The organism is Spiroplasma phoeniceum P40, assembly GCF_003339775.1.
GTDB lineage: Bacteria > Bacillota_I > Bacilli_A > Mycoplasmatales > Mycoplasmataceae > Spiroplasma > Spiroplasma phoeniceum.
Map to the genome: position 1 here is coordinate 1,399,609 of NZ_CP031088.1, position 26,039 is coordinate 1,425,647.

Annotated in this window: 29 protein-coding genes, 1 other RNA gene and 2 pseudogenes; 5 read left to right on the forward strand and 27 right to left on the reverse strand. The window is 26.0% G+C overall.

Annotation, left to right across the window (positions count from 1 at the left end; genetic code table 4):
* Positions 1-186: 186 nt before the first annotated feature.
* The 5 genes from SDAV_RS08535 to SDAV_RS08550 all read right to left on the reverse strand — a co-directional run bounded on the left by SDAV_RS08535 (position 187) and on the right by SDAV_RS08550 (position 4,007).
* Positions 187-2,094: an ABC transporter ATP-binding protein gene (locus SDAV_RS08535; RefSeq protein ID WP_114565278.1), complete on the reverse strand. Its 1,908-nt coding sequence runs from the start codon at positions 2,092-2,094 to the stop codon at positions 187-189.
* A 101-nt stretch (positions 2,095-2,195) separates the two neighbouring features.
* Complete coding sequence (locus SDAV_RS08540) at positions 2,196-2,933, reverse strand: hypothetical protein (RefSeq protein ID WP_245938346.1); 738 nt, start codon at positions 2,931-2,933, stop codon at positions 2,196-2,198.
* Positions 2,894-3,121, reverse strand: a complete 228-nt coding sequence (locus SDAV_RS13455; protein WP_245938347.1) for a hypothetical protein — start codon at positions 3,119-3,121, stop codon at positions 2,894-2,896. The genes SDAV_RS08540 and SDAV_RS13455 overlap by 40 nt, the downstream gene beginning before the upstream one ends.
* Positions 3,122-3,267: 146 nt before the next feature.
* An RNA gene (gene rnpB / locus SDAV_RS08545) (RNase P RNA component class B) lies at positions 3,268-3,634 on the reverse strand.
* A gap of 46 nt (positions 3,635-3,680) precedes the next feature.
* Complete coding sequence (locus SDAV_RS08550) at positions 3,681-4,007, reverse strand: DivIVA domain-containing protein (protein WP_114565279.1); 327 nt, start codon at positions 4,005-4,007, stop codon at positions 3,681-3,683.
* A 69-nt stretch (positions 4,008-4,076) separates the two neighbouring features.
* On the opposite strand from SDAV_RS08550, the gene SDAV_RS08555 reads away from it, so the two are divergent.
* On the forward strand, positions 4,077-4,499 hold the full coding sequence (locus tag SDAV_RS08555; RefSeq protein WP_245938348.1) for a Holliday junction resolvase RecU: 423 nt from the start codon (positions 4,077-4,079) through the stop codon (positions 4,497-4,499).
* Between the two features lie 23 nt (positions 4,500-4,522).
* Here the strand turns inward: SDAV_RS08555 and SDAV_RS08560 are convergent, their stop codons facing one another.
* Positions 4,523-5,083, reverse strand: a complete 561-nt coding sequence (locus SDAV_RS08560; RefSeq protein WP_114565280.1) for a DnaD family protein — start codon at positions 5,081-5,083, stop codon at positions 4,523-4,525.
* A 23-nt stretch (positions 5,084-5,106) separates the two neighbouring features.
* Complete coding sequence (locus tag SDAV_RS08565) at positions 5,107-5,391, reverse strand: HU family DNA-binding protein (RefSeq protein ID WP_114565281.1); 285 nt, start codon at positions 5,389-5,391, stop codon at positions 5,107-5,109.
* A gap of 220 nt (positions 5,392-5,611) precedes the next feature.
* On the opposite strand from SDAV_RS08565, the gene SDAV_RS08570 reads away from it, so the two are divergent.
* Positions 5,612-6,442 (forward strand): Pr6Pr family membrane protein, encoded by an 831-nt coding sequence (locus SDAV_RS08570; protein ID WP_114565282.1) that lies wholly within the window; start codon positions 5,612-5,614, stop codon positions 6,440-6,442.
* A 234-nt stretch (positions 6,443-6,676) separates the two neighbouring features.
* Here SDAV_RS08570 and SDAV_RS13460 read toward each other — a convergent pair whose 3' ends face one another.
* From SDAV_RS13460 to hpt, 14 genes and pseudogenes are all read right to left on the reverse strand, one after another.
* The gene (locus SDAV_RS13460; RefSeq protein WP_245938349.1) at positions 6,677-6,937 is read right to left on the reverse strand and encodes a hypothetical protein; all 261 of its coding nucleotides are present in this window, start codon (positions 6,935-6,937) and stop codon (positions 6,677-6,679) included.
* Between the two features lie 544 nt (positions 6,938-7,481).
* Positions 7,482-7,724 carry a hypothetical protein gene (locus tag SDAV_RS08580; RefSeq protein ID WP_151202525.1) on the reverse strand — a complete coding sequence of 81 codons (243 nt, stop codon included), beginning with the start codon at positions 7,722-7,724 and terminating at the stop codon, positions 7,482-7,484.
* 546 nt (positions 7,725-8,270) lie between these two features.
* Positions 8,271-9,155: an aldose epimerase family protein gene (locus SDAV_RS08585; RefSeq protein WP_408641547.1), complete on the reverse strand. Its 885-nt coding sequence runs from the start codon at positions 9,153-9,155 to the stop codon at positions 8,271-8,273.
* A pseudogene (deoC, locus tag SDAV_RS08590) lies at positions 9,097-9,776 on the reverse strand (deoxyribose-phosphate aldolase). The gene SDAV_RS08585 and the pseudogene deoC overlap by 59 nt, the downstream one beginning before the upstream one ends.
* Before the next feature lie 336 nt (positions 9,777-10,112).
* The gene (locus SDAV_RS13465; RefSeq protein ID WP_334199357.1) at positions 10,113-10,655 is read right to left on the reverse strand and encodes a Gfo/Idh/MocA family protein; all 543 of its coding nucleotides are present in this window, start codon (positions 10,653-10,655) and stop codon (positions 10,113-10,115) included.
* Between the two features lie 156 nt (positions 10,656-10,811).
* A complete protein-coding gene (locus tag SDAV_RS13470; RefSeq protein ID WP_245938351.1) occupies positions 10,812-11,213 on the reverse strand; it encodes a hypothetical protein in 402 nt (133 codons plus the stop codon).
* Positions 11,214-11,515: 302 nt separating this feature from the next.
* Entirely contained in the window at positions 11,516-12,085 is a 570-nt protein-coding gene (locus tag SDAV_RS08605; protein WP_114565284.1) for a hypothetical protein, read from the reverse strand.
* Between the two features lie 86 nt (positions 12,086-12,171).
* Positions 12,172-12,489: an RsmE family RNA methyltransferase gene (locus tag SDAV_RS13475; protein WP_245938352.1), complete on the reverse strand. Its 318-nt coding sequence runs from the start codon at positions 12,487-12,489 to the stop codon at positions 12,172-12,174.
* Between the two features lie 42 nt (positions 12,490-12,531).
* Positions 12,532-12,819, reverse strand: a complete 288-nt coding sequence (locus SDAV_RS13480; protein WP_245938353.1) for a 16S rRNA (uracil(1498)-N(3))-methyltransferase — start codon at positions 12,817-12,819, stop codon at positions 12,532-12,534.
* Positions 12,819-13,394, reverse strand: coding sequence for a dephospho-CoA kinase (gene coaE, locus SDAV_RS08615; protein ID WP_114565285.1), 576 nt, complete (start codon positions 13,392-13,394; stop codon positions 12,819-12,821). Before coaE ends, SDAV_RS13480 begins: the two co-directional genes overlap by 1 nt.
* A gap of 37 nt (positions 13,395-13,431) precedes the next feature.
* On the reverse strand, positions 13,432-14,118 hold the full coding sequence (locus SDAV_RS08620; RefSeq protein WP_114565286.1) for a GDSL-type esterase/lipase family protein: 687 nt from the start codon (positions 14,116-14,118) through the stop codon (positions 13,432-13,434).
* A gap of 50 nt (positions 14,119-14,168) precedes the next feature.
* A complete protein-coding gene (locus SDAV_RS08625) occupies positions 14,169-14,522 on the reverse strand; it encodes a hypothetical protein (protein WP_114565597.1) in 354 nt (117 codons plus the stop codon).
* Between the two features lie 80 nt (positions 14,523-14,602).
* On the reverse strand, positions 14,603-15,259 hold the full coding sequence (locus SDAV_RS08630) for an ECF transporter S component (RefSeq protein ID WP_114565287.1): 657 nt from the start codon (positions 15,257-15,259) through the stop codon (positions 14,603-14,605).
* A 38-nt stretch (positions 15,260-15,297) separates the two neighbouring features.
* On the reverse strand, positions 15,298-15,885 hold the full coding sequence (hpt, locus tag SDAV_RS08635) for a hypoxanthine phosphoribosyltransferase (RefSeq protein WP_114565288.1): 588 nt from the start codon (positions 15,883-15,885) through the stop codon (positions 15,298-15,300).
* 317 nt (positions 15,886-16,202) lie between these two features.
* Between hpt and SDAV_RS13485 the strand changes: the two are divergent.
* A pseudogene (locus tag SDAV_RS13485) lies at positions 16,203-16,364 on the forward strand (IS30 family transposase); the annotation flags it as partial.
* A gap of 439 nt (positions 16,365-16,803) precedes the next feature.
* Here the strand turns inward: SDAV_RS13485 and eno are convergent.
* Positions 16,804-18,180 (reverse strand): phosphopyruvate hydratase, encoded by a 1,377-nt coding sequence (gene eno, locus SDAV_RS08645; RefSeq protein ID WP_114565289.1) that lies wholly within the window; start codon positions 18,178-18,180, stop codon positions 16,804-16,806.
* A gap of 182 nt (positions 18,181-18,362) precedes the next feature.
* On the opposite strand from eno, the gene trpS reads away from it, so the two are divergent.
* Complete coding sequence (trpS, locus tag SDAV_RS08650; protein WP_114565290.1) at positions 18,363-19,391, forward strand: tryptophan--tRNA ligase; 1,029 nt, start codon at positions 18,363-18,365, stop codon at positions 19,389-19,391.
* Positions 19,392-19,443: 52 nt separating this feature from the next.
* On the opposite strand, the gene SDAV_RS08655 is transcribed toward trpS, so the two are convergent.
* The 5 genes from SDAV_RS08655 to SDAV_RS08675 form a co-directional block, all read right to left on the reverse strand.
* On the reverse strand, positions 19,444-20,319 hold the full coding sequence (locus SDAV_RS08655) for a lipoprotein (protein WP_114565291.1): 876 nt from the start codon (positions 20,317-20,319) through the stop codon (positions 19,444-19,446).
* A 66-nt stretch (positions 20,320-20,385) separates the two neighbouring features.
* On the reverse strand, positions 20,386-21,207 hold the full coding sequence (locus SDAV_RS08660) for an aldo/keto reductase (RefSeq protein ID WP_114565292.1): 822 nt from the start codon (positions 21,205-21,207) through the stop codon (positions 20,386-20,388).
* Positions 21,208-21,380: 173 nt separating this feature from the next.
* Complete coding sequence (locus SDAV_RS08665; protein WP_114565293.1) at positions 21,381-22,532, reverse strand: DNA recombination protein RmuC; 1,152 nt, start codon at positions 22,530-22,532, stop codon at positions 21,381-21,383.
* A 110-nt stretch (positions 22,533-22,642) separates the two neighbouring features.
* Positions 22,643-23,782 carry a hypothetical protein gene (locus tag SDAV_RS08670; protein ID WP_114565294.1) on the reverse strand — a complete coding sequence of 380 codons (1,140 nt, stop codon included), beginning with the start codon at positions 23,780-23,782 and terminating at the stop codon, positions 22,643-22,645.
* Between the two features lie 77 nt (positions 23,783-23,859).
* Entirely contained in the window at positions 23,860-24,588 is a 729-nt protein-coding gene (locus tag SDAV_RS08675) for a hypothetical protein (protein WP_151202526.1), read from the reverse strand.
* Between the two features lie 285 nt (positions 24,589-24,873).
* On the opposite strand from SDAV_RS08675, the gene SDAV_RS08680 reads away from it, so the two are divergent.
* Positions 24,874-26,004, forward strand: a complete 1,131-nt coding sequence (locus SDAV_RS08680) for a phosphatase PAP2 family protein (protein ID WP_114565296.1) — start codon at positions 24,874-24,876, stop codon at positions 26,002-26,004.
* The last annotated feature ends 35 nt before the right edge of the window (positions 26,005-26,039 follow it).

Consider the following 26,039-nt stretch of genomic DNA (forward strand, 5'->3'; position numbering starts at 1 on the left):
AATTTAACATAAAAATAGTTTTTTACTCTTACAATATTATCCTTCCTAATTAATGTATAAGTAAATTATACAATAAATTTCTATAAACATTTGAATAACTCAATTCTCACTCTAAAAATATTAGCTAATCTATTATAAATAAATTTATGATTTGCAAATAAAAAAGTCTTTATTTTAAACACTTTTTTATTTGCCTTGATTACCAGCACGATGAAGGTCGCGGAATGGACCATCAACTGCAATTAACTCATCATACTTACCATTTTGAATAATTCCTTGCCCTTTTCCTAAGACAAAAATTTGATCAACATTTTTAATTGTACTTAATCGGTGCGCAATTGAAATTGTTGTTTTACCAACCATAATTTTTTCTAACTCAGCTTGAATTTCTTTTTCCACAATATTATCTAAAGCACTTGTTGCTTCATCTAAGATTAAAATTTGTGGGTTCTTTAAAATCATTCGGGCAATAACTAGGCGTTGCTTTTGTCCACCTGATAACATAAACCCTCGTTCTCCTAAAATAGTATTATAACCATCTTTTCAACCCATTACTAAATCATGCAGGTTGGCTTTTTTACAAGCTTCAACTACTTCTTCATCTGTTGCATTAAACATTCCGTATTTAACATTATAAATTACATCCCCAAATAAAATTTTTGGTTCTTGTTCAACATAACCAACATGTGTTAAATAACTTGCTAAATTTAATTTTTTTAGATTAGTGTTATTAACAATAACTTTCCCACTCGTTGGATCATAGAAACGTAATAATAATTTTGAAATTGTTGATTTACCACTTCCAGTTTCTCCAACGAAAGCATAACTTTTTCCTTTTTCAAATGTAACTGTTGTTTTAGGTAAAATAATAACACCTGGTTTTTCAGGGTATTCAAAAAAAATATCTTTTAAAATAATATCACCTTTAACTTCTTGTATCTCAGGCGCATTACGGTTTGGATCAATGGTTGTATCAACACGAATTAATTGAATAATTCGTTTTGTTGAAGCTGTTGCACGTGCTAATCCTGGAACTAATCCAGTTAAAGTTCAAATTGGAAATGCCAAAGTATTAACCCCTGTAATAAAGGCTGGCAAAATTTTCATAATACGATTAGTATGTTCTGCTCCTTTATTACCATATAAAATAATACTTGCTAAAACAACAATCACTGTTAAACTTAATGCACATAAAATAATAATTGTTGTCATTCGTGCTTGAATACGATTTAAATGACGATTAACACGGTAATATTCTTTATGAATTTGTTCAAAACGAACACGTTCATATTCTTCTGTCCCTGTTGCTTTAATTAGCGCAATTGACGCAATTCGATCGGTCACATCTCCATTAACATCTGTAATTTTAGCACGAACATTTTCTGTTTCTGATGCTTGTGAACGGAAAGTTACTGCGACAGCAACCATAAATAATGCTGTTGATCCTAAACAAATCAATGCTAATTTTCAATCAATATTTAATAATGAAATTGCACTACCAATAAATATAATTGGAATACTAATTAAGTTAGCTGGGGTTAATTGTGATTCATCCCCAATAACTTGTGTATCATTAATTAATTTAGTCATCGTTTCTCCAATTTTTTTATCAGAATAATAACCAATGTTTAAATTAACTAAATTATTTAATACCGCATTACGAACATCAATTTCAATATTCCGCCCTAGCATTCCTCCTACTCGTTCACGAATATTTGTTGTAATTACGGCAATTAATAAATCAACACCAATGATAATTAATCATATATATCATAGTAAACCTGTTGTGACTGAACTTGGATCATCTCCAAATTCAAATAAAATTTCACTCATTAATTGGTTAATTAAAAAAGTCATTATAACAATTGAAGTTGAACTTAGTACTAATGCAAATAAAATTGTAAATGAACGTAATAAATAACGACGGTAATAAATTGCAACTAACTTAAAAAAACCAATTCGAGGTGCCTTGATTCGTTTCATCATTTCTAATGGCGTTTCTTGTTTACGAGCTTTATTTTTTTCATGTAATTCATTGTAATCTAAATTCTTTTCAATTTTATTAATATCAATTAATTCTTTAATTTTCCCCATAACATCACCTAATTTCTTAAAAAATGCGAGCTTAATACTTGCTCTCTTATCAATGTATTATATCAAAAAAATAAAACTTTTTTAAAATTTTAAAAAAGTTTTTATACATATATTCCATATCGATCAACTAATTGTCTTGTTCGTTGTTCTAATAATAAAAATAAAGTAGCGTTTATAATATATTTAGCGGTAAAAATTCCAAAGAAAATTCCGATAAAAATTAAAGTATGTTGTCGTGACTCAAAAATAGATGCCATCCCACTATTATCGTGGTCATGATCATGGCCAGCATGCGCAACAGTAACTTGATTAGACCAATCAATCGGATTACTTATTATATTCCCTGTCGGATCTAATATCTTCAAGCTATCGTGTAGAACATGAGCATGGTCAGCATCTGGATGCGTATGACCCATATTTACTAAAATCTTTGCAACAATTAAAAATGAAATTGCTTCAATTAAAGCACATATTGGGACTATAATAGTAAATGCCAAGATTTTTTTCCCTCATTTAATATTAACAATTTTATGATGATGGTCATGCGCTTTTTTAACATAATGATATTCATGAATAGTATGGTCAGCAACATTTTCTGGAACAGTAATTTTATGACAAGCATTAAATAAAATATAGTAAACAAATCAAGTTGCGAACACAACTAAGATATTAGAAATCATAAAGAATGCCATTTCAAGTCAAGTATGATGCCCATCAATTAAATTATGAATTCAAGGTAATGCAATTCCTTCTAATAAAGCAAATCCTAATCCAATAATTGCAATTGAATAAATAATTACTAAAGTATCAAAAAATCGTAAACCAAATGTTGCCCCCAAGGAGTTGGAACACTAAAAACCTCTAGTAAACTTAATCCAACGGCCATCGCTAAAAAAATCGCAGAAGCAGCAATTTTAAACGTAATTGACCTCTGATTATATAATTCCTTATGAAAAACTGACTTTTTAATCCGCGTTCAAATGTTATCATTTTGCACTGTTAAAACATCGTTAGTATTTTTTTTCATTTCTTTTTTTCCTTTCTTATTTATAAAAATTATAATTTATTTTTATAAAAAGTAAAGTTAAATTATTAGTTTTATAAAAATAAATTATAACTACCTAAACAAAAATAAAAATAGATTAATATCTATTTTTATTAGTAAAGTTACAACATCATAACCCACGTTCTGTTTTTTATTTTCTTAAATAAAATACTAGTTATTTATCTATCAATTATTAAATTGATCCCCTTGTTTTTTCTGCTTCAAAACAAGAAGTTCCCTTACCAAAATTTAGGTTTCTCGCTTGTGGGGTTTACCCGTTCCATTTTTTAAATTTCTTTAAAAACTCGTTTCTGTGGCACTTTTATAGAAAAAACTCCATATTATTTAAATAACGTAGGATTTTTTTCAGCCGTCATAAGTAACCTTATGCCTAATTTTATGAATTAAATTAGCACAAACACTACAATCATCACAGATTGTGCGAGCGTGGAGTTTCCTCTATTAACATCCTGTTAATAGCAACTAGTTCTGTTATAACTCATGTATATTATACTATATCTTAGAAATTAATTAAATAAATCTAATCGTTATTTATTTTTCCTTCTAAGTTATGAATACGCTTTATTAAATCCGCTTTTGAAAAACCTTCTTCTTCTAAGCGGGCTTTTTGAGCTTTTGTTTCATCAAGCTGAGCTCTTAAAACATCATTTTTATCTTGCAAATCATTTAATTGTTTATTCAAGTACTTGATTTCCTTATTAAAGTCATTTGTAATTCCTTCAAAAACTCGATAATCTGTCGCAACCATATCTAAGAATGTATCAACTTCATTTGGATCATAGCCTTGATAATCAACTTGGAATTCCTTATTAATAATATCCGTTGCTCGTAATTTAATTGTTTTCATTTTTTACACCTCATTTGCAAGGAACAAACTTCCTTTTTTGATAATTAATTATTGAAGGAGGAAACAAAAATGTATCTACCCAATAATCGTGGTATGTTTTTAGATTATACTATTCAAAAATATTTTGATAATAATACTGGTCTTTTTTTTAAACGACCAGTAAATATTACCCCGATTGAAAAACAACAGCATTTAATCACAAAAAGTTATTTTAAAACAAAAAATGGATGTGATTATTATGGACTTTATCAAGGTTATTATATTGAATTTGAAGCAAAAGAAAGTACTCAACAAAAATTTAATTTAAACAATCTTAAGACCCATCAATTACAACAATTAGCATCAGTTCATAATCATCATGGCATTAGTGATCGTTATTTTATTTTATCATATCAAAAATTAATAGAGTGAATAAAAATTAATGCCAACAAAACAAATACCACTTTCATATTTTATTGAAAATGGCCATGAACTTTTTTTGTTTTTGGTTAATTTTCTTGATTTCGAACCAATTCTTAGTCAATTAATCAGTTATATTTAGTTAATGATTTTGGTTTATTTTTAAGATAATTATCAATAAACTTTAGTAATTCTTTAAAAGTTAGTTTTGTATTTTGATGATTATTAATAATTAGGGTTAATTGAAAATCAGAAATTTTATTTTCTAAATAAGTATTTAAAGTTGCTTTTTCGTGTTCATTTAAAGGATGCTGTAAAATTTGATTTACTTGTTCAAATAAAATCTTTTTTTCAACATTTAATTCTAGGTTTTCAATTGCAATAATGATCTTATTAAAAATTGGGGATAAATCCATTTCTAAAACACCTTTTTTCATTTTAATATCAATAAAACCAGCTTGTTTCAAATGATCTAACATCTTTTTTGCTTGAGCCTCACTAAAATTAGAATGATTTGCAATTTCTAATGGCGTAATAAACCTTTTATCAGAAGAAGAACAGTTCATAATCAACATAATTAATACTAACTGTTCTTCTGACAAATTTATTAATTTATAATGACTTAACAAAAAACTTCACTTATTAATACTTCCTTTGTTAAATAAACTATTTAACATAACAATTAAATCTTTCCTAATTGTTAATTATTGTTTAAATCAGTTTTTAATTGTTTACCTGCTTTAAATTTAGCTGATTTAGAAGCTGGGATTTTAATTGTTTCTCCTGTTGATGGATTTCTTCCATCTCTTGCTGCTCTTTCAGTTACAGCAAATTTCCCAAATCCCGCAATTGAAACTTCTTTTCCAGCAACTAAAGCATTTTTAATATGATCAAAAACAAAATTTGTAATTTCTTCTGCGTGTGTTTTTGATAACACATCAGTAAATTTTTCGGCAATTTGCGCTGCTAGTTCTTTTTTTGACATAATTACACCTCTTCTAATAAACCTTGTATAAATTTAGGTTTATATTATCTTACCCAATTTTTATAAAAATGTATACCTTTTTAAACAAAAACATTATTTTAATAAAGTTTTCTGCTTTGATAAAGCATTTTTTAAAATAATCAATGCTACAATATTATAGTAGTAATGCAGGATATTAAATTACTACAAAAAACTAAAAAACAAGGAGAAATAGTTATCAATGATTTTAAAAATAAAATTAGCTTGAAAGCAAATTTATAAACTATTTTTTGCAATAGTTGGCCTTGCTATTTTAGGATGAACGTTCATTAATGGAATTTTAAATCAAAATGATATTATTAACCACTATAATGGCGATTACACCTTATATACATTAGATTTTTTTACAACTTTTACATGCTTATCAAACCTAGGAATCTTATTCTGATTCTTAATTAGTGGAATTCGTCATCATCAAGAAAATAAAAATAAAATTCAATCATACCCAGTTGCACTAGCAGCAGCTTGTTATATTACAATTACTTTTATTATTTACAATTGTTTATTACTGCCAACACAACCTTTACCAGGCAGCGCGATAGGATGAATTACAACAGTTATTGACCATATGACAAATCCAATTGCATTTGTTATTTACATCTTATTTTTTATGGAAAATAAACAAGAAATTAACTTAAAACAATTTTTTAGAAAAAACTTTTGAAAATATTTACTTGTCCTATTAGCATATTGCGCTTATACAATGATTAGAGGAGAATTACGTAGTTTGTCTGGTAACCATTTTACTTGACCAGGCAATGAACCAGGGGTTATTGAAAACCGATGATACCCCTATTTCTTTTTAAATATCCATACTCCTTTTTTAGGAATTCCAGGATATGTATGATTTTTCATTGTTTTTTTTGCAATTTTAGGAATCCTAATTGGTAGTATGTATTTATATAATTATTGTAATAATAAAATTATTAAAACAAAATTTTACCAAACATTGCAAGAAATAAGTATTAACAAAAACCATCATAATAGAAATTATTATGATGATAAACTATAAACAATGTTTATAGTTTTTTCTTTGCCCTTCATATTATAGTTTACATATTGATTATATTTTTCTTTTAATAAAAAATCTTTAGAAAGGTATTTAATAATTATAAGCATTTTAGTATTGATTAACGTGTTATATTAAGTCAGTTATTAATATCAAAACTATTTTACATAAAATTAATCGTTTTTATAGTGCAAAGTATGTTTGTCTGTAAGTATTATGCAAAATTACATATAAAAATTATATATTATATAATTTAATTCCTTTTCCAATTCCTTGTCATGCTCCGCCATAAACATAAGAGCCTGTAACACTTATTCAATGATATGATAAAATTTGAATATAAAAATTATTATTTTCATAATATCAAGTTAAAGCAAATTCTTTGACTGCTTTTAAATATGGAAAACCTGGTGATTGGAAGCTTTGCACTATAAAACGATTTTCATTGTTAATATAATGAGGAACATCATAATTTGGATCAATAATTTTTGCATTCATTATTTTTTTGCTTACTTCACTGCCATTGAAATAAGATAGTTTTGTTCCATAATATGCTTCTTCCCCTCAGCTAATTTTTGAAAAAAATCACTTTTTTCACCTAAAAAAATAATTTTTTTATAATTAATCGGATTATTTGTTCCAAGATTAAATGTATGAGATAAGTGTCAACCATCGCTATATATCAATCATTAAAAATAATTTTATTTTTTTTATTATTTTCATTATAGTAAAGTTTTATTTCTGTTTTGAATGTTGCTATCAATTGCTAATACAGTTAATAAATTTAAAATTTTTTTCATTTTAAATTCACCCATCTTTCTGTCTTACTTTAAATTAAGACAACATTATTTTATATTGGAAAATTAAAAAATTATTTTTTTCATATAAAATATGTTATTATTTTATTAATAGATTTGTTGCACTTGTATTTACAATTTACACATTAAAATATATAATTCAAGTTAATATTACATTATTTTTTAACATACAATATAAATTTTTTGAATATGGGTTACATCTAAAAAATGTTACTTGTTTTAATTTATTTAAAAATAATTTTTTTATGATATTCAAAATATTTTTTATTATATTCATTATAATATTTACATTTTTTCATAATAATTTTATTAATAAAAGATTCCGTATAACTAGTAGCATTTTTATTAAAATCCTTCTTTATTATTCCATCATTGTCAACATAAATAAATCCTTTTTCAAATAAAGAATCACAACCAAATAAACACATAAGTACTACAATTATTTTTATCCCTTTTCTCATCCTCATCAGATTCAACACGTTTTTTATAAAATTAGTGTAATAATATTAACAACAAAATAAAACATAAATAAAAAAATCATTTGTCAATTTTTTGCGGGATAATACTAATGGTGTTGACAACATTATTATTTAAACTACTTATGAAATAACTTTTTATGAAAAACAAAAATCTGATGTGTTTTTGTTTACCAAATGTTACCAGAATATAAACATTAAATTATTCAAAACTATAAAATATTTGTTAAATAATATAATGTGGCACCTATTCATTTTTATTATGCTAAAAAATGAATAAAAAATGGTTAGTACTTTAGTTATCAAAATTAATACTGCTGAAATTATAAACTAATACATAAGAATGAAAAACCTCTTACAATAAGAATCTAAGATTATATGGAACAGCTTAATATCCTCTTCAGACACCAAACAAATCCCCCTGCTAACTTATTGTAATTTTTTACATAATATATTCATTTTTGATGAAAACCTCTTACTTGTTAAGAGGTTTTATTTTTTAAATTCTACTTCTAAAAAATATATTTTTGTTTGTTGTTATGTTAACTTATTAATTCATAATTTTTGGTCAAACGGAATTATTTGATAATTAATGTCATCTTGATGGCCATCTCATGGTTCAACACAAATATATTTTACATCATTTTGACATTTTCAAATTAATACATTTGGATAGCCTTTTATTGTTAAACTAATTTCTCGAGTTGAATCAACAATTAAAACTTTGTTTGTTGTTTGTTTTAGTAACACATAACATTGGCCAGTTGTAAAATCATATTGATTTATTAAAAACTGAGAATTTGTTTCTTTCTTCATTTCTAAACCTAAAAAAGTCCCACCAGGAATATGGGTAATTATTTGTGGATTATCAAAAATAATTTTACCAGTATGCTCATCACAAATAAATGCTGGATGTCAACCAAAATTATATGGCAATGGTTTTAAGTCAAGATTAGTAATCTTAACTTTATTAATTAATTTATTTGCTTCTAATTGATATGTTACTTCCAATTTAAACAAAAATGGATACTGATGATAAAATTCTTTTGTTTCTCTATATTCAACCACTAATGTATCTGCTGTATAAATAAGAACTTTTCAAGCAGTAATTGCACAAAAAAACCCGTGCCCCATCATTGTATAAATTTTATCTGCTAATTGATATTCATTATTAATTAACTTTCCTGTGATTGGAAAACAAATTGGTCACGATTTTTTTCATGTACTATCTTGTTGATAAATATATTCCTTGCCAACTTTTTTTAATGAAATTAATTCAAACGGATCAGAACTAAGAGTTGCTTCTAAATTTTTGTTTTTTAAAAATACATTATTTTTTATTTTTTTTGCTGCTTTATGTCAACTAATAACCTGTTCGATGTGGTTTATTTTCCATAATATTAACAACCCCGCTTGTTCCAATTCGCGTTGCTCCCGCTGTAATCATTGCTAAAGCATCATCTTTAGTACGCACTCCACCAGCTTCCTTAACTTGCATACGTTATCCAACTGTTTTTTCATTAGTTTAACATTGGCAATCGTTGCACCTGCTTTACTAAAACCTGTTGAAGTTTTAACAAAATCAAGACCTTCTTCTTCTTCTTCTTCTGCTGCTGCTGCTAACTGACACGCTTTAATAATTTCTGTATCAGATAATAAGCATGTTTCTAATATTACTTTTACAATATGTTGCCCAGCTGATTTTTTACATGCTACCATATCGGCACGAACTAAATCATAATTATTTGATTTAAACTGACTAATATTCATTACCATATCAATTTCTGTTGTTCCATCGGCTAATGCCGTTGAAATTTCTGTCACTTTTGTTATGGTAGCATTCGCCCCCAATGGAAAACCCACCACAACACAAACATTAACTGTAGTATCTTGTAATAAATTATGCGCTAATTGAACATAAGTTGGATTAATACAAACGGATACAAAATCATATTCTTTTGCTTCAGCACATAATTTTTTAATCTCTACTATAGTTGCATCTGGTTTCAATAAAGTATGATCAATATATTTATTTAATTTCATTTAATAATTCTCCCTGTTGTTCTTCATTGATTTGAACTTCTTCTAAAACACGAATCGCCGCAATTGAGTAATCTAAAATAACCGCTTCATTTCCTAATAGTTCTCACTATTTATTATATTAATAAAATACTGTAATTCATAGTACATTTTATTATTATGTTCTGATCCTAATGGTAAAACTGTTGTTTGATTTGTAAGGCGATTATATTTTGTAATTGCTTCTAATTTTGTTAGATTAGTAACATTAATTGTAGTATCATAACTTAAAATTTCACTAGGACTAATGCCTGTCGATGCTTTTGAACAAACAATACTAGTTAAAATATTATTACTATGTTATAAAAGAACAGCATTATTAATATCAACACCATTCTTTAACTTATGACTCATTGCTTTAACATCTTTGACTGGTCCAAATAAAGCAACTGCTAATTCAACAGGATAAATTAACATATCATATAAAGAACCTTTTCCTAAAGTCTCATCAAAAACAGAATTATATTGGTCTAATAAAACTTCTTTCATTCTAATTGAATACTGGTTGCAATGAAAACAAGCTAAAAAAGGTTTAATTTTATTAACATTTGTTTGTAAAATTTGATAAACTGGCAAATGTAAGGGTTTAAAAGCTTCCATCAAAAAAACATTATTAATTTCTGCTATTTGTTTTAATTCAATTAATTCATGTGCAAAAAAAGTTGCCGGTTTTTCAACTAAAACATGCTTTTGTTTTTGCAAAAAATACTTTGCTTGTTGATAATGCAAACCATCTGGTGAATCAATATAAATAATATCAATATAATCTAACATATCTTCAAAATTATCTACAATATGGACTAATAAATTATTTTTTGAAGCAAAAAATTTAGCTTTTTCTAAACTACGTTAATAAAGGGAAGTAATTTTAACTCCTTGTACATCACGACAAGCATCAATAAATTCACTCACAATATTGCCTGTACCAATGGTTCCAATCTTTAACATAAAAGCACCTCACTATGTACCTTTCATTTTTGTTAAGTGTTGGTAAATTAGTTATTTCATATCAACATTAAAAATAATTTCACTTGTTTGGAAAAAGTTACTTTGACCGATTTTAACTGAAACTATATAACGTTTTTGGTCTTCATGATATGTTCCTTGTAAGCCAAGACCATCCAAATTACTTTGGTTAAAGGCTGGGCCACCTAATGTTTTAGTAACAACAGCATCTAATTCACTTGGATCTTTAACTTCTAATGTTGGTGATGCTAATGATAATCAATTTTTTAAATCTGGACGAAGATCAACATAAGATTTTGTTTCTAAATTTCCTCACATTACTGAACCTTTTACTGATTTTGCATCTGGTTTTGCTTCCATTTTGACATAAACTTGATTAAAAGTAAATTTATCATTTAAAAAGTTAACCGTAATATTAACTTCATCTCAAGGCAAATATACTGGAGATAAATTTTGAATTCCTTTTGTAATTGCTGAAGTTAAATTAATTTCATCATTAAAAATTGCATTATCTTTTTTTAAACTAAATTTTTTGGCAATAATTTTATCATAAGAAAATTAATTCAAGTCTAATTTGTCCCCAACAATATTATTATTGTTGCCACCATTTCTTGGAGGCATACATGCAACAACAATTTATCCAATAGTAGTCCCAATCATTATTGCTCCTAATAAACTTAATATTTTTTTCATTTTTTTCATTTTCCGTTATTAATTTCTCTTTTTTTAATTGTAAACTAATTATTATTTTTATCATCATCAAAGAAAGGATTTTCGCTCTTTTTTGCTTGCTGCTCATTTGTTAAAAAAGTATTATTTTTTTCCTGTTCTTTTGCTCATTGTTCTGAATCTTGTCAATTTTTTTTAACAATAAAAATTTGTTCTTCAACACGAACAATTGATTCCAAGATTGAACAAGCAATTGTACCAACAAAGACTGTTGGAAATCATACATATCAAAAAATACAAATTTGGGCTGGATTTAAAACTTTTGTATTAGCTAAAATTAAAAAAAATAAACTAATCACAAAAATCAAATATTGACCAATATAAAAAATTTGCATAAAAATAATATGTTTACGTAATAATTGAAATGGTGTCTTTTTTAACTCATGAATACGAACTAAATGATAAATAATAAAAATAATAATAGCAAAACCAATTAAAACATAGCCAATTTTGTAGCCAGTTACTGCTGCAATATCTCATTTTTGTAATCCTAAAATTAGAAAAATTAGTACTAAAGCTGTATATAATATTATATTTGCAACACTAACTAGTGCTTTAATCGATACTACTTTTGTCATCTTTGCCTTCTCCTATAATTCTTTTTCATACATAATCATTGCTAAAAGTGCAACTGGTACTGTTTCAGCTCGTAAAATTTGTTGTCCTAATGAAACACGGGGTAATATTGATATGAATATAAAGCCGCAATTTCATGTGGAGTAAATCCACCTTCAGGGCCAATTACAACTGTAATTGTTTTAAAATCTTGTTGTAAAAACTGTTTTATTGATAATTTTTCTGCAACGTTTTCATAGCAAACAAGATTAACATCACTTTGATATTGTTGTAACACTTTTAAATCACTTTCAACATCATGTACAAACGGTACTTGATTACGGTAAGATTGTTCTGATGCTTCCTTACAAATCTTTGTTCAACGTTCAATTTTTTTAAAGTTATTTTCACCTTTTAATTGTACCACACAACGACTAAACTGAAAAGGAATGATTTCATTAACTCCTAATTATGTTGCTTTTTGTAATAAATAATCTCATTTTGCATTCCGAATTAGACCTGCAATTAATCGTACTTTAATTGGACTTTCATGATTTTGCTGTAATTTTTTAATTAATTTAAATAAGTACTTTTGTGGTGCTTGTACTTCTAATATCGTTAAATAATGTTTACCATTATAAATGTAAATAATTTGTGTTTGGTCTCTTAAACTCAAAACTTGTTTAATTTGTTTAACATCATCTTCAGCTAAAATAAAGTAATTATTTTCTAATTGATTGGCAACAAAACGGTGCATTATTGTTCATCTCCTAATATGTCTTCCATTATCTTATCTAATTCTTGGTACAGTTCTAGCAGTGATTTGTTAGTGGTTACTTTATAATCGGGTTTTATCTGTTTAAAAAAAGTTGCTTGAATTTTTAATAACTGTTCTATTTGTTCTGATGATTGTTGATCACGAGCATTAATTCGCGTAATAATGTTCTTTTTACTAGCAGTAATAAATATTTTTGCTGTAAAAGAAAGCGCTAATGTGCTTAAACCAATTGCTTCAATTAAAAATTTTTGGTTTGGATTATTATTAATAATTGTAATAATTTGTTGATTAACTTTTGGTCATAAATAATTATTCAACTTATTGTTAGCAAGAAAATTAGTAAAAATAATTGTTCGTAAACGCTCACGATTAAGAACACCATTAATAACTATTCCCGGAAAAGTTTGCTCTAAAAAAAGCAAAACGGTTGGCTCTTGCATAATTTCTTTTGCAATTTTATCCGCATTTAAATAAGTGAAATGATATTTATTTTGTAAGTATTCACAGGCACTTGTTTTTCCTGCTCCAATATAACCATAAACACCAATAATCATTTATGTTTAATTCCTTTCTAATTGCTTGTTACTAAAATTAATTTAAATTTAATAAATTTTCTGCAACAATAACATCAAAAATGGTTTGGGCAACAATCATTGTTTCCATTGGTGTATAATGAATACCATCATATTCATTTTGATCTTCGGGATGTGGATTTGCTGATAATTGTAAATTAACAACAGGAATATTTAATTTTGCACAATATTTTTGATAAGCTTCTGGTAAGGATTTCAACAATTCACCATCATGCAATGTTAATACTTTTGGTGGGCAAACTACTAAAACATGATAATTCACTTTTTCTTTATTATCTTTATGCAATACTTTCATTTTATTAATCAATTCCCCTAATGAATCAACAATTTTTGTTTCAATTGGATAATATGGGATTTCTTTTAATTTTGCATAAGTATCATAGCCAAAATAATCATTTGTTCCTAAAAAAATCATGAATAAATCAATTGGATGTGTTTTTTGATATAAAACTGATAAATTGTCCATTCCATTATCTTGGGGAAAACCAAAATCAATTAATGGCTTAATAATTGTTCGTCCTGGTTGGGCATCAGTTTGAATTTCAATTTCTCCTGTTTGATAATATTTTGTTAATAAATTTTCTAATTTTAATGGTCAATTATCAGCATCTGCCATTTTGCCAGTTCCCATCGGTAAATAACCAAAAGTTAGTGAATCTCCTAAAATTGCAATTTTCTTTTTCATCCAAACCTTCCTCTCTATATATACCATTATTTTATCTTACTTCATTATAATTAAGATTTAATTTTTAAAACTTTCTGAAAAAATAAAATAATCCATGCTAAACCAAATAAACCACGTAATGCATTAGGCAATGTTTGATAAATTCGTAAGTATTGCGCTAAAGAATAAAATAAAAATAAAAATGCAATAATAAACGAACAAAAAATTCATAACAAAATAATTACAATAATATTTAGTCATTCATTATTATTATTTTGTAATTGCGCTGTAAACTCACTTGATGAACGAAAGCGAGTAAAAAAATAAGCTAATGGTCATGATAATAGATATCAAAAATATAAAATTGGAGATAATAACAAAAATAAAATAACTTTTATAAAAATAAGGCCTGTTGATTGTTTCACTGTTTTTTCGCTTCTTTCTTTTTTAATTTTATAATTTTCTATTAAATAATGCAATTCAAACTGAAAGTGCACTCAATATATTAATTATTATTATAAAGTTTTTTTAATGCATATGCAACTGGTGGAAAAATAGCAACCGCTAACAACATTTCTGGTAAATAATTCGTTGCTAAAATAATTCAAGTAAAATTGTGAAAAAAGCGTTGTTGATCTGAGTCAGTATAAATTAAAGGACCAATAAAATACATAAAAACTAAAACAAAAATAGTATTTAACGTAGCTGCAGTAAAAGCAATAATAATATTATAAATTTTTAAATAATGTCGTTGGTATCAAGTCAATTCTGTAATTTGATTAGTATAAATTTTTGTTTCAATTTTAACCGAAGTTTTTGTTAAAAAATAAGCTAAAATACCAACACAAAGTCCCATTAAAACCCGTGGCACAACAGAAAACAATGGATTAAGAAAAATAAAACTAGTTGGACCTGGTGAAATTAATGTTTGAATTAATGATGAAAAACCAAAAATAAGACCATAAATTAAACCTGCTCAAATTAAATTTAAATTCATTGTAATATATAAAGCATAAATTCCTATTAAAAATAAAATATGCATTAAGGTTAAACTAACTGGACCAATCGTAATATATCCTAATGATGGAACTAAAGCAAACAATAAAAAAATTGCAATAATAATACTATTAATTGTAATCATTCTTGTCGTTACTTTTTTCATTTATTCCTCCAATGATAACTAAATCATTTAATTGTCTATTAGTCCTTTATGTCTCATTTTCATGTTGCTAATTTTTTCTGATCAGCAATCGCAATATATGGCAAATTACGTAAACATTCTTGATAATCTAAACCAAAGCCAATTAAAAAAGCAGGTGGAACATCAAATCCATATCAATCAGCATCTAAATCTACTTTCCGACCAGCTTTTTTATCTAATAAAGTAACAATTTTCACACTACGTGCTCCTTTTAGATATAAATAGTCTTTAATAATTTTAATTGTTTTACAACTATCAATAATATCTTCGGTTAATAAAATGTCGCGATTTGTTATTGGCATTGGTAAATCAAGTAAAATTTGGGGGGTATATTTACTCTTAATACCACCAAAATAAGATGAAACAACCATATATTCCGTTTCACATTCAATACCAACTAAATGAGAAATTAATTTTGTCATAAAAGAAATACATCCTTTTAATAATCCTAAGCATAAAATCGTATTATCTTTTGCTGGATATTCATTAAGATAATAATGACTAATTTGTTGCCCTAATTCAAAACATTTTTCATCAATTTCTTCAGTAGTAATTAAAATTTCTTTTACAAGGGGATGTATCTTCATTTTTCTGCCTCACTAAATATTAATAATTTATTTTAATAATATAATTATAGTATATTATAATACAATTAATTCTTAATTACAAGATACTTAATCTTAAAAAAATGTGGAAACCATATACATTTAAGACCAGTTCTATCGTTAGATTAAGTATACCGATTTTTTATTAATTTTCAAATAAATTAAATCTAAAAAACAACAAAGTACATTCAAATGCATTAATAGCATCCAATTTATTTCATCCAGGACTTTCGTCTCTAATATTCGTTTTTTCGTGATTAAGACATTTATATAATTCATCATATAGGTAACCATATTTTTTTGTAACTAGTGAATTAAGACACTGATTTCCTAAGGGAACTGATTTTAATAATGTTAGTCAACAAAAAATAGATTGAGTAGTTAATGTTATAAATGAAAAATTAAGGCCTATTTTGAATTGAAGAACAGCAAAAGATTTATTTTTAGAGAATTTTATATAAATTTATTTGTGTAACAATTTAATAAATGCTTTTTAGTGTGATTAAATATGGTTAAATTAAGCTATATTTATAAAATATTTTATTTTTTTTAAAAAAGATTTGCATTTTCGAAAAATGATGTTATTATTAAAAATAACAAGAAAAAAAAATTACTGCTTGCATTTACAGGATTCATTGTTTTATTTTTTTTCGTAGTTTCTTCATATTTTTTTTCCTAGTTTTTTATTTTATATTAAATAAATATTTTTTAAAATATTGCTCGCCAATTTCATTCTTATTACCCCTATTCAATACAATATAATACTATCATATTACTACATATAGTATCAAAACGATGTTTCAACTATTTTTTAAAATTTCAAATATTTGGTATTGTTACTTTCTTTTATCACCATAAATATTTATATAATCATAATAAAAAAAATAACCTTATAAAAGGTTATTTTTTTAAATCAGCAACATGTTTTTTTAAATTATAAAATGTTTTAATTCCATCATATTCAGCTACTGTTCCTAAATCATCTTCAATTGCTAATAAACGATTATATTTTGCAATTCTATCACTTCGTGACATACTTCCTGTTTTAATTTGACCAGTATTTAAAGCGACTGCTAAATCAGCAATTGTTGAATCTTCTGTTTCTCCTGAACGATGTGAAACAACTGCTGTTCAACCTGCTTTTTGTGCTAATTGAATTGTATCAATTGTTTCAGTAACTGTTCCAATTTGGTTTAATTTAATTAAAACAGAATTTGCAGCGTTACGAGCAATCCCTTCTGCTGTAATTTTTGGATTTGTAACAAATAAGTCATCACCAACAATTTGAATTTTATGTCCCATTGTTTTTACTTGTAATTCAAAACCAGCTCAATCACCTTCTGCTAAACCATCTTCAATTGAAATAATTGGGTATTTATCAACTAATTTGTCTAAATATTTAATTAATTCTTCTGTTGTCATGGCATATTCTTTACCAGTAACTTTTTCAATTTTCTTAAAGTGATATTTTTTATCATCAAAATATAATTCTGATGAAGCACAATCCATTGCAATCATAACACCTTCTTTACCTGGTTTATATCCTGCTTTTTCAATTGATTCAACAATTAAATCTAAGGCAACCTCAGCTGGTGTTTTTGTTTGAAATGAAGCTAAAGTTTGATCTTTATATGCTCAATTAAAATGCGGAGCAAAACCACCTTCATCACCAACAGCAGTAATGTCACGTTTATCATGTAAGATTTTTTTTAAAGTATGGAAAATTTCTGATGATCATCTTAAAGCTTCTTTAAAAGTTTCAGCTCCAACTGGCATAATCATAAATTCTTGGAAATCAATTGCACTATCAGCATGTTCTCCTCCATTAATAATATTCAACATTGGAACAGGTAGTTTTTTCCCATTTACACCACCTAAATATTTGTATAATGGCATTTTTAATTCCGAAGCAGCTGCTTTTGCAACAGCCATTGATACTCCCAGCATTGCATTAGCACCTAAATTCTTTTTAAAATCAGTTCCATCTAAAGTAATCATGGCATGATCAATTTCAACTTGGTTTGTTACTTCCATTCCAACCAGTTGTTCGGCAATTTTTGTATTAACATTCCCAACTGCTTTTAAAACACCTTTCCCTTGGTAACGCCCTTTATCACCATCTCTTAATTCTAATGCTTCACAACTTCCAGTTGAAGCTCCTGATGGTACCATTGCTGAACCATATCCGCTAAATTCTGTTCAAACTTCAACTTGAACAGTTGGATTTCCTCGTGAATCAATTACTTCACGAGCATTAATTTTCTCAATTCTCGACATAATTTTTTACTCTCCTTCTAAGTGTATAATGTTATTATATTATTTGTTCAAAAAATAGTAAACAAAATCGGTTGAAATTCCAAGAAAAATACTACTTTTATTGTTTTTCTTTTGGAAAAAATAAAATATTTGCTATTATATTACTAAATATGTTATTAAATTTGGACAAGAAGGGAGAACATATGGAACAAAAAAAACCAACAATTGTTTCAGGCATTACTGCGACAGGGCAATTAACTTTAGGAAATTATATTGGGGCGATAAAAAATTTTATTGAATTACAAAAAGATAATAATTTAATTATTTTTGTGGCAAACTTACATGCAATTACAATTCCAATTAGCAAAGAAGAATTACGAAATAACATTAAAAATATGATTGCATTATATTATGCATGTGGTTTGGACCCACAAAAAGCAATTATTTTTGTTCAATCAGATGTCTTAGAAGTTACCTTATTAGCACATATTTTATTGTGCAATACAACTATTGGGGAATTATCACGAATGACACAATTTAAAGACAAATCAATAAAAATGAAAGCAGAAAATGGAACTGAATTTATTCCAACCGGATTATTAACTTACCCAACTTTAATGGCTGCGGATATTTTATTATATGATGCTGATTTAGTTCCAGTTGGAAAAGACCAAAAACAACACATTGAATTAACACGAAATATTTCCGAACGAATGAATAATCTTTATCAACAAGATTTATTTAAAATTCCGACCGACTTTATTGCACCAATTGGTGGTAAAATTATGGATTTACAAAATCCAACTAAAAAAATGAGTAAGTCTTCCAATGATCCTAAGTCTTTTATCGGGTTATTAGATGCACCTGAAGTAATTCGAAAAAAAATCCGTAGCGCCGTAACTGATTCAGAAGGAAAAATTGCTTATAATCCTGAGCAAAAACCAGGCGTAAGTAATCTTTTAACAATTTATGCTGTTTTAAAAAAAGTCACAATTGAAGCAGCTGTTAAGGAATTTGTTCAACACGATTATGGCCAATTAAAAGAACAAGTTGCCAATACGATTATTGAAGTTTTAGAACCAATTCAAAAAAAATACCACAAATTAATGCAAGATCAAACAATTGATGAATTAATTGATTTAGGAGCAACAAAAGCACGAGCAATTGCTAATAAAAAAATAACAAAAGTTAAAAATGTTGTTGGATTAAATTATAAAAAAAGTAGCCTTTAAATAAAAAATAGACACATAAAGTATAAAATTTATGTGTCTATTTTTGTTATATTTAGTTTTGAATTTGGTATTTTAATTCATTTATTTCTCACATATAATTACTATTTTGATCAGTTACTTTAAAATTAAATTTTCCATTTTGATTAACTTTACTAGTATCTAACTGATCAAAATGAAAAGTAATTTTATTTTTTAAATAACAATATAATTCATCAATATTTTCAATTGTCTTAATATTACTAATTTTAAAATTATTTGAATCACTATAAACATTTGTTAGCCATAATTTAACAATTTCTGCTGTTGTCATATTTTGTTTAAAAATAAACCTTGGATGATTCTGAATATAATTAATTAAATATTCTTGTAAATCTTTATTAAGTTCATAACTTCAAAAAACATTTGAATTTAAATTAATTGTTAAATAATAAATCGTTGTTGGAAAATGGCTACCATCTAAAGTATATTCTTCCATTGTTGTTTGTCCCGTCGTATAAGTATACTCCGTTGTATTAGGAATTAACGGAAACAAAATAAAATCACGATATAATTGGTTAGCTGTTGGCAAATGGGTTGGCATACTTGCAATATATGTTTTAAATAAAACATTAGTTGTTGGTAACTCAAATGCTGGAACATTTGAAGGATTATTAAAATTATAATTAATAATTGGTCATAAAGTATGAGCTTCTCTTTCTTTTGAAAACATTGTGAAAATTGTATTATCATCTTGATGTTTTACTCAATATTCATCTTCATCATTAATGGGTTGTAACATAAAATGTGTTAAAAACTTGCCAACCACTGGCTGCAATGTTGCATCTTGGGTTGGAATATAATAATGTTCTGGATAAATACAACTAATCGTTAAAATACTTGGAGTTGTAAACATTATAATCGTTCCAAAAAAACTAAGCAATTTTTTCATCGAATCATTCCTTTTGATAAAATATCTTTTAAATTATAACAAAAAATTTATAACAAAAAATAGTGATTAAAAATTAAAATTATTTGGATCAGCTCCTAATCTTACCTGTGGTAAAGCAAATAATTCTGTCATATCTTCATCATCTAACATAAAATCATCTAGTTCACTATTATCAATAATACGTTCCTTATGGGTTGATTTTGGAATAACAACAATATTTTGTTGTATTGCTCATTTTAAACAAATTTGGGCAGGACTTTTCTGGTGTTTTTCTGCAATTTTAAGAACAGTTGAATTTGTCATACATTGTCCTTGCATTAAAGTTGCTCATGATTCAATAATAATGTTGTTTGCTTGACAAAATTTAACAACATCAGTATTATTTAAACCAGGATGAAGTTCAACTTGATTAACCATTGGTTTGATTTCACTAATTGCGATTAACTCTTGTAAATGGCTAACTTCAAAATTGCTGACTCCAATTGCACGAATTTTTTTTGCTTTATACGCTGTCTCTAACGCACGAAAACATTCATTTCGATCGGCAGTGGGCCAATGAACTAAACATAAATCTAAATAATCCTTATCTAACCGTGTTAGTATGTTATCTACTTCCTGTAATGCCACATCGTACTTATGATTAGCATTTCAAATCTTACTTGTTAAAAAGATTTCTTTTCGTGGAACACCACTATCTTTGATTGCTTTGCCAATTAATTCTTCATTTCCATAGATTTGAGCAGTGTCAATATGACGATAACCATTTTGTAATGCGGCAATAACAACTTGATAAACTTCATGCTTATCAGTCATTTTATATGTACCTAACCCAATTAATGGGATTTCAACACCATTAAAAAGTTTTAATTTCATTGTTAGTGTTTTCATTTTTATTCTTACTTTCCGTGTGTTGGCCTTTACATAATTATAACTTTAATTAAAATCAATAACAAGGAAAACAAAATTGAAGTTCTGTTAACAATTAATTTCAAAAATTATTAAAAAAATATCTTACTTCTAAGATATTTTTCTTTTATCGTCATTCATTTTAAATCTGTTGGTTATTCTAACTGTTGCTCATTTAAAATTTTTTGATATTGACTATGAATTTTATTATGTGTGGTATTTAATTGTTTAATATTAGTATTAAATTTTCCAAAATTTTTCGTAAACTCTTGTCAACGCTCAACTCAACGATCAAATTCGCCTTTTATTTTTAATAAATTAGTTTTAATAACTTCAATATTTTGATTAAAAGCAACTTCACGCATATGTTTTTCTAAAACAAATAAAATTGCTGATAATGTTGTTGGTGAAGTAACTCACACCCGTTTTTTAAATGCAAAAGTAATAATATCATCTGGAAATTGGCCATAAATAAATGCGAATAAATCTTCGGAAGGAACAAACATAATTGCACTTGAAATTTCATTTTCAAGATTAATATACTTAGCAACTTCATTAATTCGATCTTTTAAATCTTGTTTAAAAAGATTTAAATATTTATTTTTAATTGCGGTATCACTTGTTTCTAAGTATTTATTATAATTTGTTAATGGAAATTTCGCATCAATAGCAATGTTTTCTTTTGCTCCACCAGTTTTAACTAATGCATCAACAACAGTTCCTGTCGGCAATTTATATTGGCGGTCTCATCCTTGATTACCTTCACCATACATATCACTTAAAACTTTTTCTAATAAATATTCACCTAAATTACCTCGTTTTTTATTATTTAAAAAAATATCATTTAAAGTTTTAACTTTTTCTTCAACTTCTTTTAATGTTGTAGTTGATTCTTTTAAAACTTTTAAATTTGATAAAACATCAGTAAATGATTTGGAAATAATTTGACCTTGATGGTTTAAATTATTTTTTAAGTCAGTATCTTGCTTTGACAAGTTATTTTGAAAATTACTTAATCCTTCATTTAAAATTGTTAAGTTTTGATTAAATTTAGTATCATTTTTAACTGAATTTGTTTTAAATTCACTAATTAAAGTTAATAATTCTCTTTTTTGTTCAGAAAGTTGATTTTGTAATCCTAATCATTGTTTCTCTAATAATTCCTTTGATGCTTGAATATCTTTCTGTAATAATGCTGAATCATTATTTACAAGCGGTTTTTTATGTGTTTTTACTAAATAAATTATTAGAAAAGTAACTAAAATAACTAAAATAATTCCTAATAAAACATATGAAATTGTTGTCATTGTATTCCCCCTAAATATTTTAATGTTTTATTGTATCACGCAATAATTTTAATTATAGCCTGTTCAAATAAAAAAATAAACTCATAAGATTAATGAGTTTATTTTTCTTTTTATTCAAATGTAACATTTAATTTATAAGCTGGAATTTTTGTCATTAAAGAAGCTAAAGTATCAGAAGCTGCTAAAATTTTTGATCCTGGTTTAGCCTCAATAGTTGCGCCTTTACCATCCTCATTAAAAGTTAATCAAATTTCATTATATCAAATCTCCTGATATTGATCAGCAAATTGTTTTCCTAATAGCTTTGTAACAAGATCATAACGAAGTTCGTTTTCAGTTTCTTTTGTATAAATCTTATCTAATTTAACAGGGATTAATTTTTCTGTTTGTTTAACATTATCTTGCGTTAAAAACTTACGTGGTGTTGTATTGACTGTAAAATTAGCAGTTAGTGTTGAGTGATTAATAACATGCTCAACTTCCGTTGTAATTTTTAAAGTCCCTTCCCCATTATCTTGATTAATTGATATTTCAACTCCACCATCTAAAGCTCCCATCATCGCTTTTAACATTGCATCTTTATATAAACTTGCGAAACGATTTCGGTCCCCAACAAACTCCATAATTGCTGCTGCCATATTCATTGTTCTACCCTCAGGGTCTTTTTTATAATCTGCTCAGACTTCATCAGCGATATAAATATTACCAATATTTTTTAATGGAAATGCTTGCGAAAATGTAATTGGTTCATTAACAATTTCAACTGCTGAACCAGTAAAATTACCACCTGGTTTTGGCGTAATTACTCATTGACTAATTTCTTGATCAAGATTTATTTCAATATCAGAAAAAGTAAAATTTGTTCCATTTAAACTATTAACAACAGTTAACACTTCATCGACGGTTAATTTTTTACCAGAACCATTATCATATGGCAATGATGTAACAGTAATAATTTTACTAATATCATTTGTTGTTCATTTTAAATCAACTTTTTTTGTTAAAAATGGGCGATTTGGAACATCTGGCATAAAACGAATAATTGCTGTTTTCATTCCTGGCGCTAAATCAACATCTAAGTTATCAACATCTAAACCTGCTTTTTTTAAATTTGCTTTAATAGTACCAACAGTTGGTATTCCTGTTGTATTAATTTCACCCCCAGTTTTAGGACTATGACATGAAATTGCTGTCCCAACAATTGGACTTGATAGTGATACTGATGCTAAAATCATCATTAATTTTTTCATTATTTTATTCTCCTTTGTTTTTCAATAATTTTTATTACATAGTTAATATTAAAATTAGTTTATTAATTTTAAAAATATTATTTTGTTAAAATTTTGGTAATAATACTGCCCTGTTGTGGTGGGGTTGTTTCCTTTTTAAAAAGAATTAATCGATATGTTTTAATAATATTTGCAATAATAAATGAAATAATAATTAGTTTTTTTAATAAAAAAATAACTAATATATTAATTTGATACCGCATAAAAAGATACGGTTCCAAAATATTTAAAAATAATGTTAGATTAAAAAACGGATTAAAATAAATTAAATCATTAATTTTATACCAATAAATTAAATAAATCCGTAATATGACTAAAGCAATAAAAAAGGTAATAATAAATAAAGCATAAAAGAAATAAAACGAAATTAAAATTGATTGATAAAGTTGAAAATAAAACTGAGTAAAACGACTAAGTAATCCTGTTATCGTAATATTTCAATAAATAGTGTATGATAATCAAAAAATATTTGCTAATCATAATAAAATTACAATAACATTAACTTTTAAAATATTATCTCATTGTAAGATGATCCGTTTATAATGTTTAAAATAACTTAAAATTTGGATTAAAACAGCTAAAAAAAAGAAAAAAGCACCCGTTATTAAAACAATATAAGTTAAATTTAATGAAATACTAACAAATTCTCAATTTGTATAATGTGGAACAAAACAAGGTAAAAATAACGAAATTCCAAAATATAAACTAAAAAAAATAAAATATATATTAAAAAATACTTGAAAATACTTTTTGTAATATGTTCTCATTTTAATCACCCACACATATTTCCTTTTATTTTAAATTATATCTTTCGTTATATTTAATTAAAAACCCTATTGTGAAACAATAATTAAAGTAATTATAATTATAATTATAATTATAATTATCATTTTAATTATTAATAAAATGTTATAATCAATTATACCATGAAAATTTTTAAAATTAAAATTAAAATTTTATTTTTTAACATATAATTAAAAAGAAAAAAGCCTATATTTTTTACTAAATTCCTATTTAATTAACAACAACGAAAGAAAAAACGAGGAAACTATATGCAACAAAAAAATAACATCTTTTTTATTAAAAAAAAATGAAATATTTATTTTTTTGCAATTCCATTATTCATAATTTCTCTTATTAGTTTAGGAGTTCTTATTGCAACGGGATGATATCAAATTGACTACCAAATTGCTGTTGAACTTGCAAAACCTTTATCAAATGAATTTGTTAAATATTGAGTCCGTTTTTATGATCAATTAGGAAATACTGAAATCGTTATTGTAATTATCATTTATCTAACAATATTATTAGAAACATGGTTTTTGCTTAAAATAAAACAAAAAAAGCAAAAATTTATAAAAAATTATTGGATTACTGTAATCTATTATTTCCTAGCCATAGGAGCATGACTTATTGGTAATATTGTTAATTTAGCCTTAATTCCAAGTCTTGACGAAGGATTTGGACCTGGAATTGACTATCTTCTATTTGATAATTATAAGTATAAATTAACAAGTGCTATTTTAGTTTTTCTTTACCAATCATTCTTATTAGGAATTGGTCTTTATTATGTTCGCTATCGGTTAGTTAAAACTAACCGTTTGTTAACAGAACAGACATGAATAAAAGCAACTAAAGGATTAAGTTTTTTAATTAGTACATATATTATTATTGTGATTTTAAAAGGTGCAACACATAGAATCTATTATTATAATGCTATTTTTGGTGATTTAATTGATGCCCATCCTGAATTCTTAGCTGCTTATCTTAAATCGGGTTTTCATTTTGGATATAACTTAGGTAACGGTTATTTTAATAATATTCCCTCAGAATGACAATATCCTTGGTGGAAGTCACCAATTGGTTTATTTAGTAATGTTAATATGCCAACATTTAAAACCCCATGAGAATATGCTTTCCCAAGTGGTCATATTAATGCTACATATTGTACTGGCTCAATTATTCTTTTATTTTTAAAAAATAAGCAGAACAATAAAATTAACTGAAAAATAAAATTATGTTTTATTATTTGATTAATTCATGTTTTAGCAATGAATTTTGCTGTTGTAATGGAAAGATTCCACTGGATTTCTGACACTGCATTTACCTTTATTTTTTCAACTGCCATGATTTTAGTTGTTCATTTTAGTATTAATAAAATTTTTGCAAAACACTTAATTTAAAAAACGGACTAAAATGAAAAGGTTTAGATGCTATT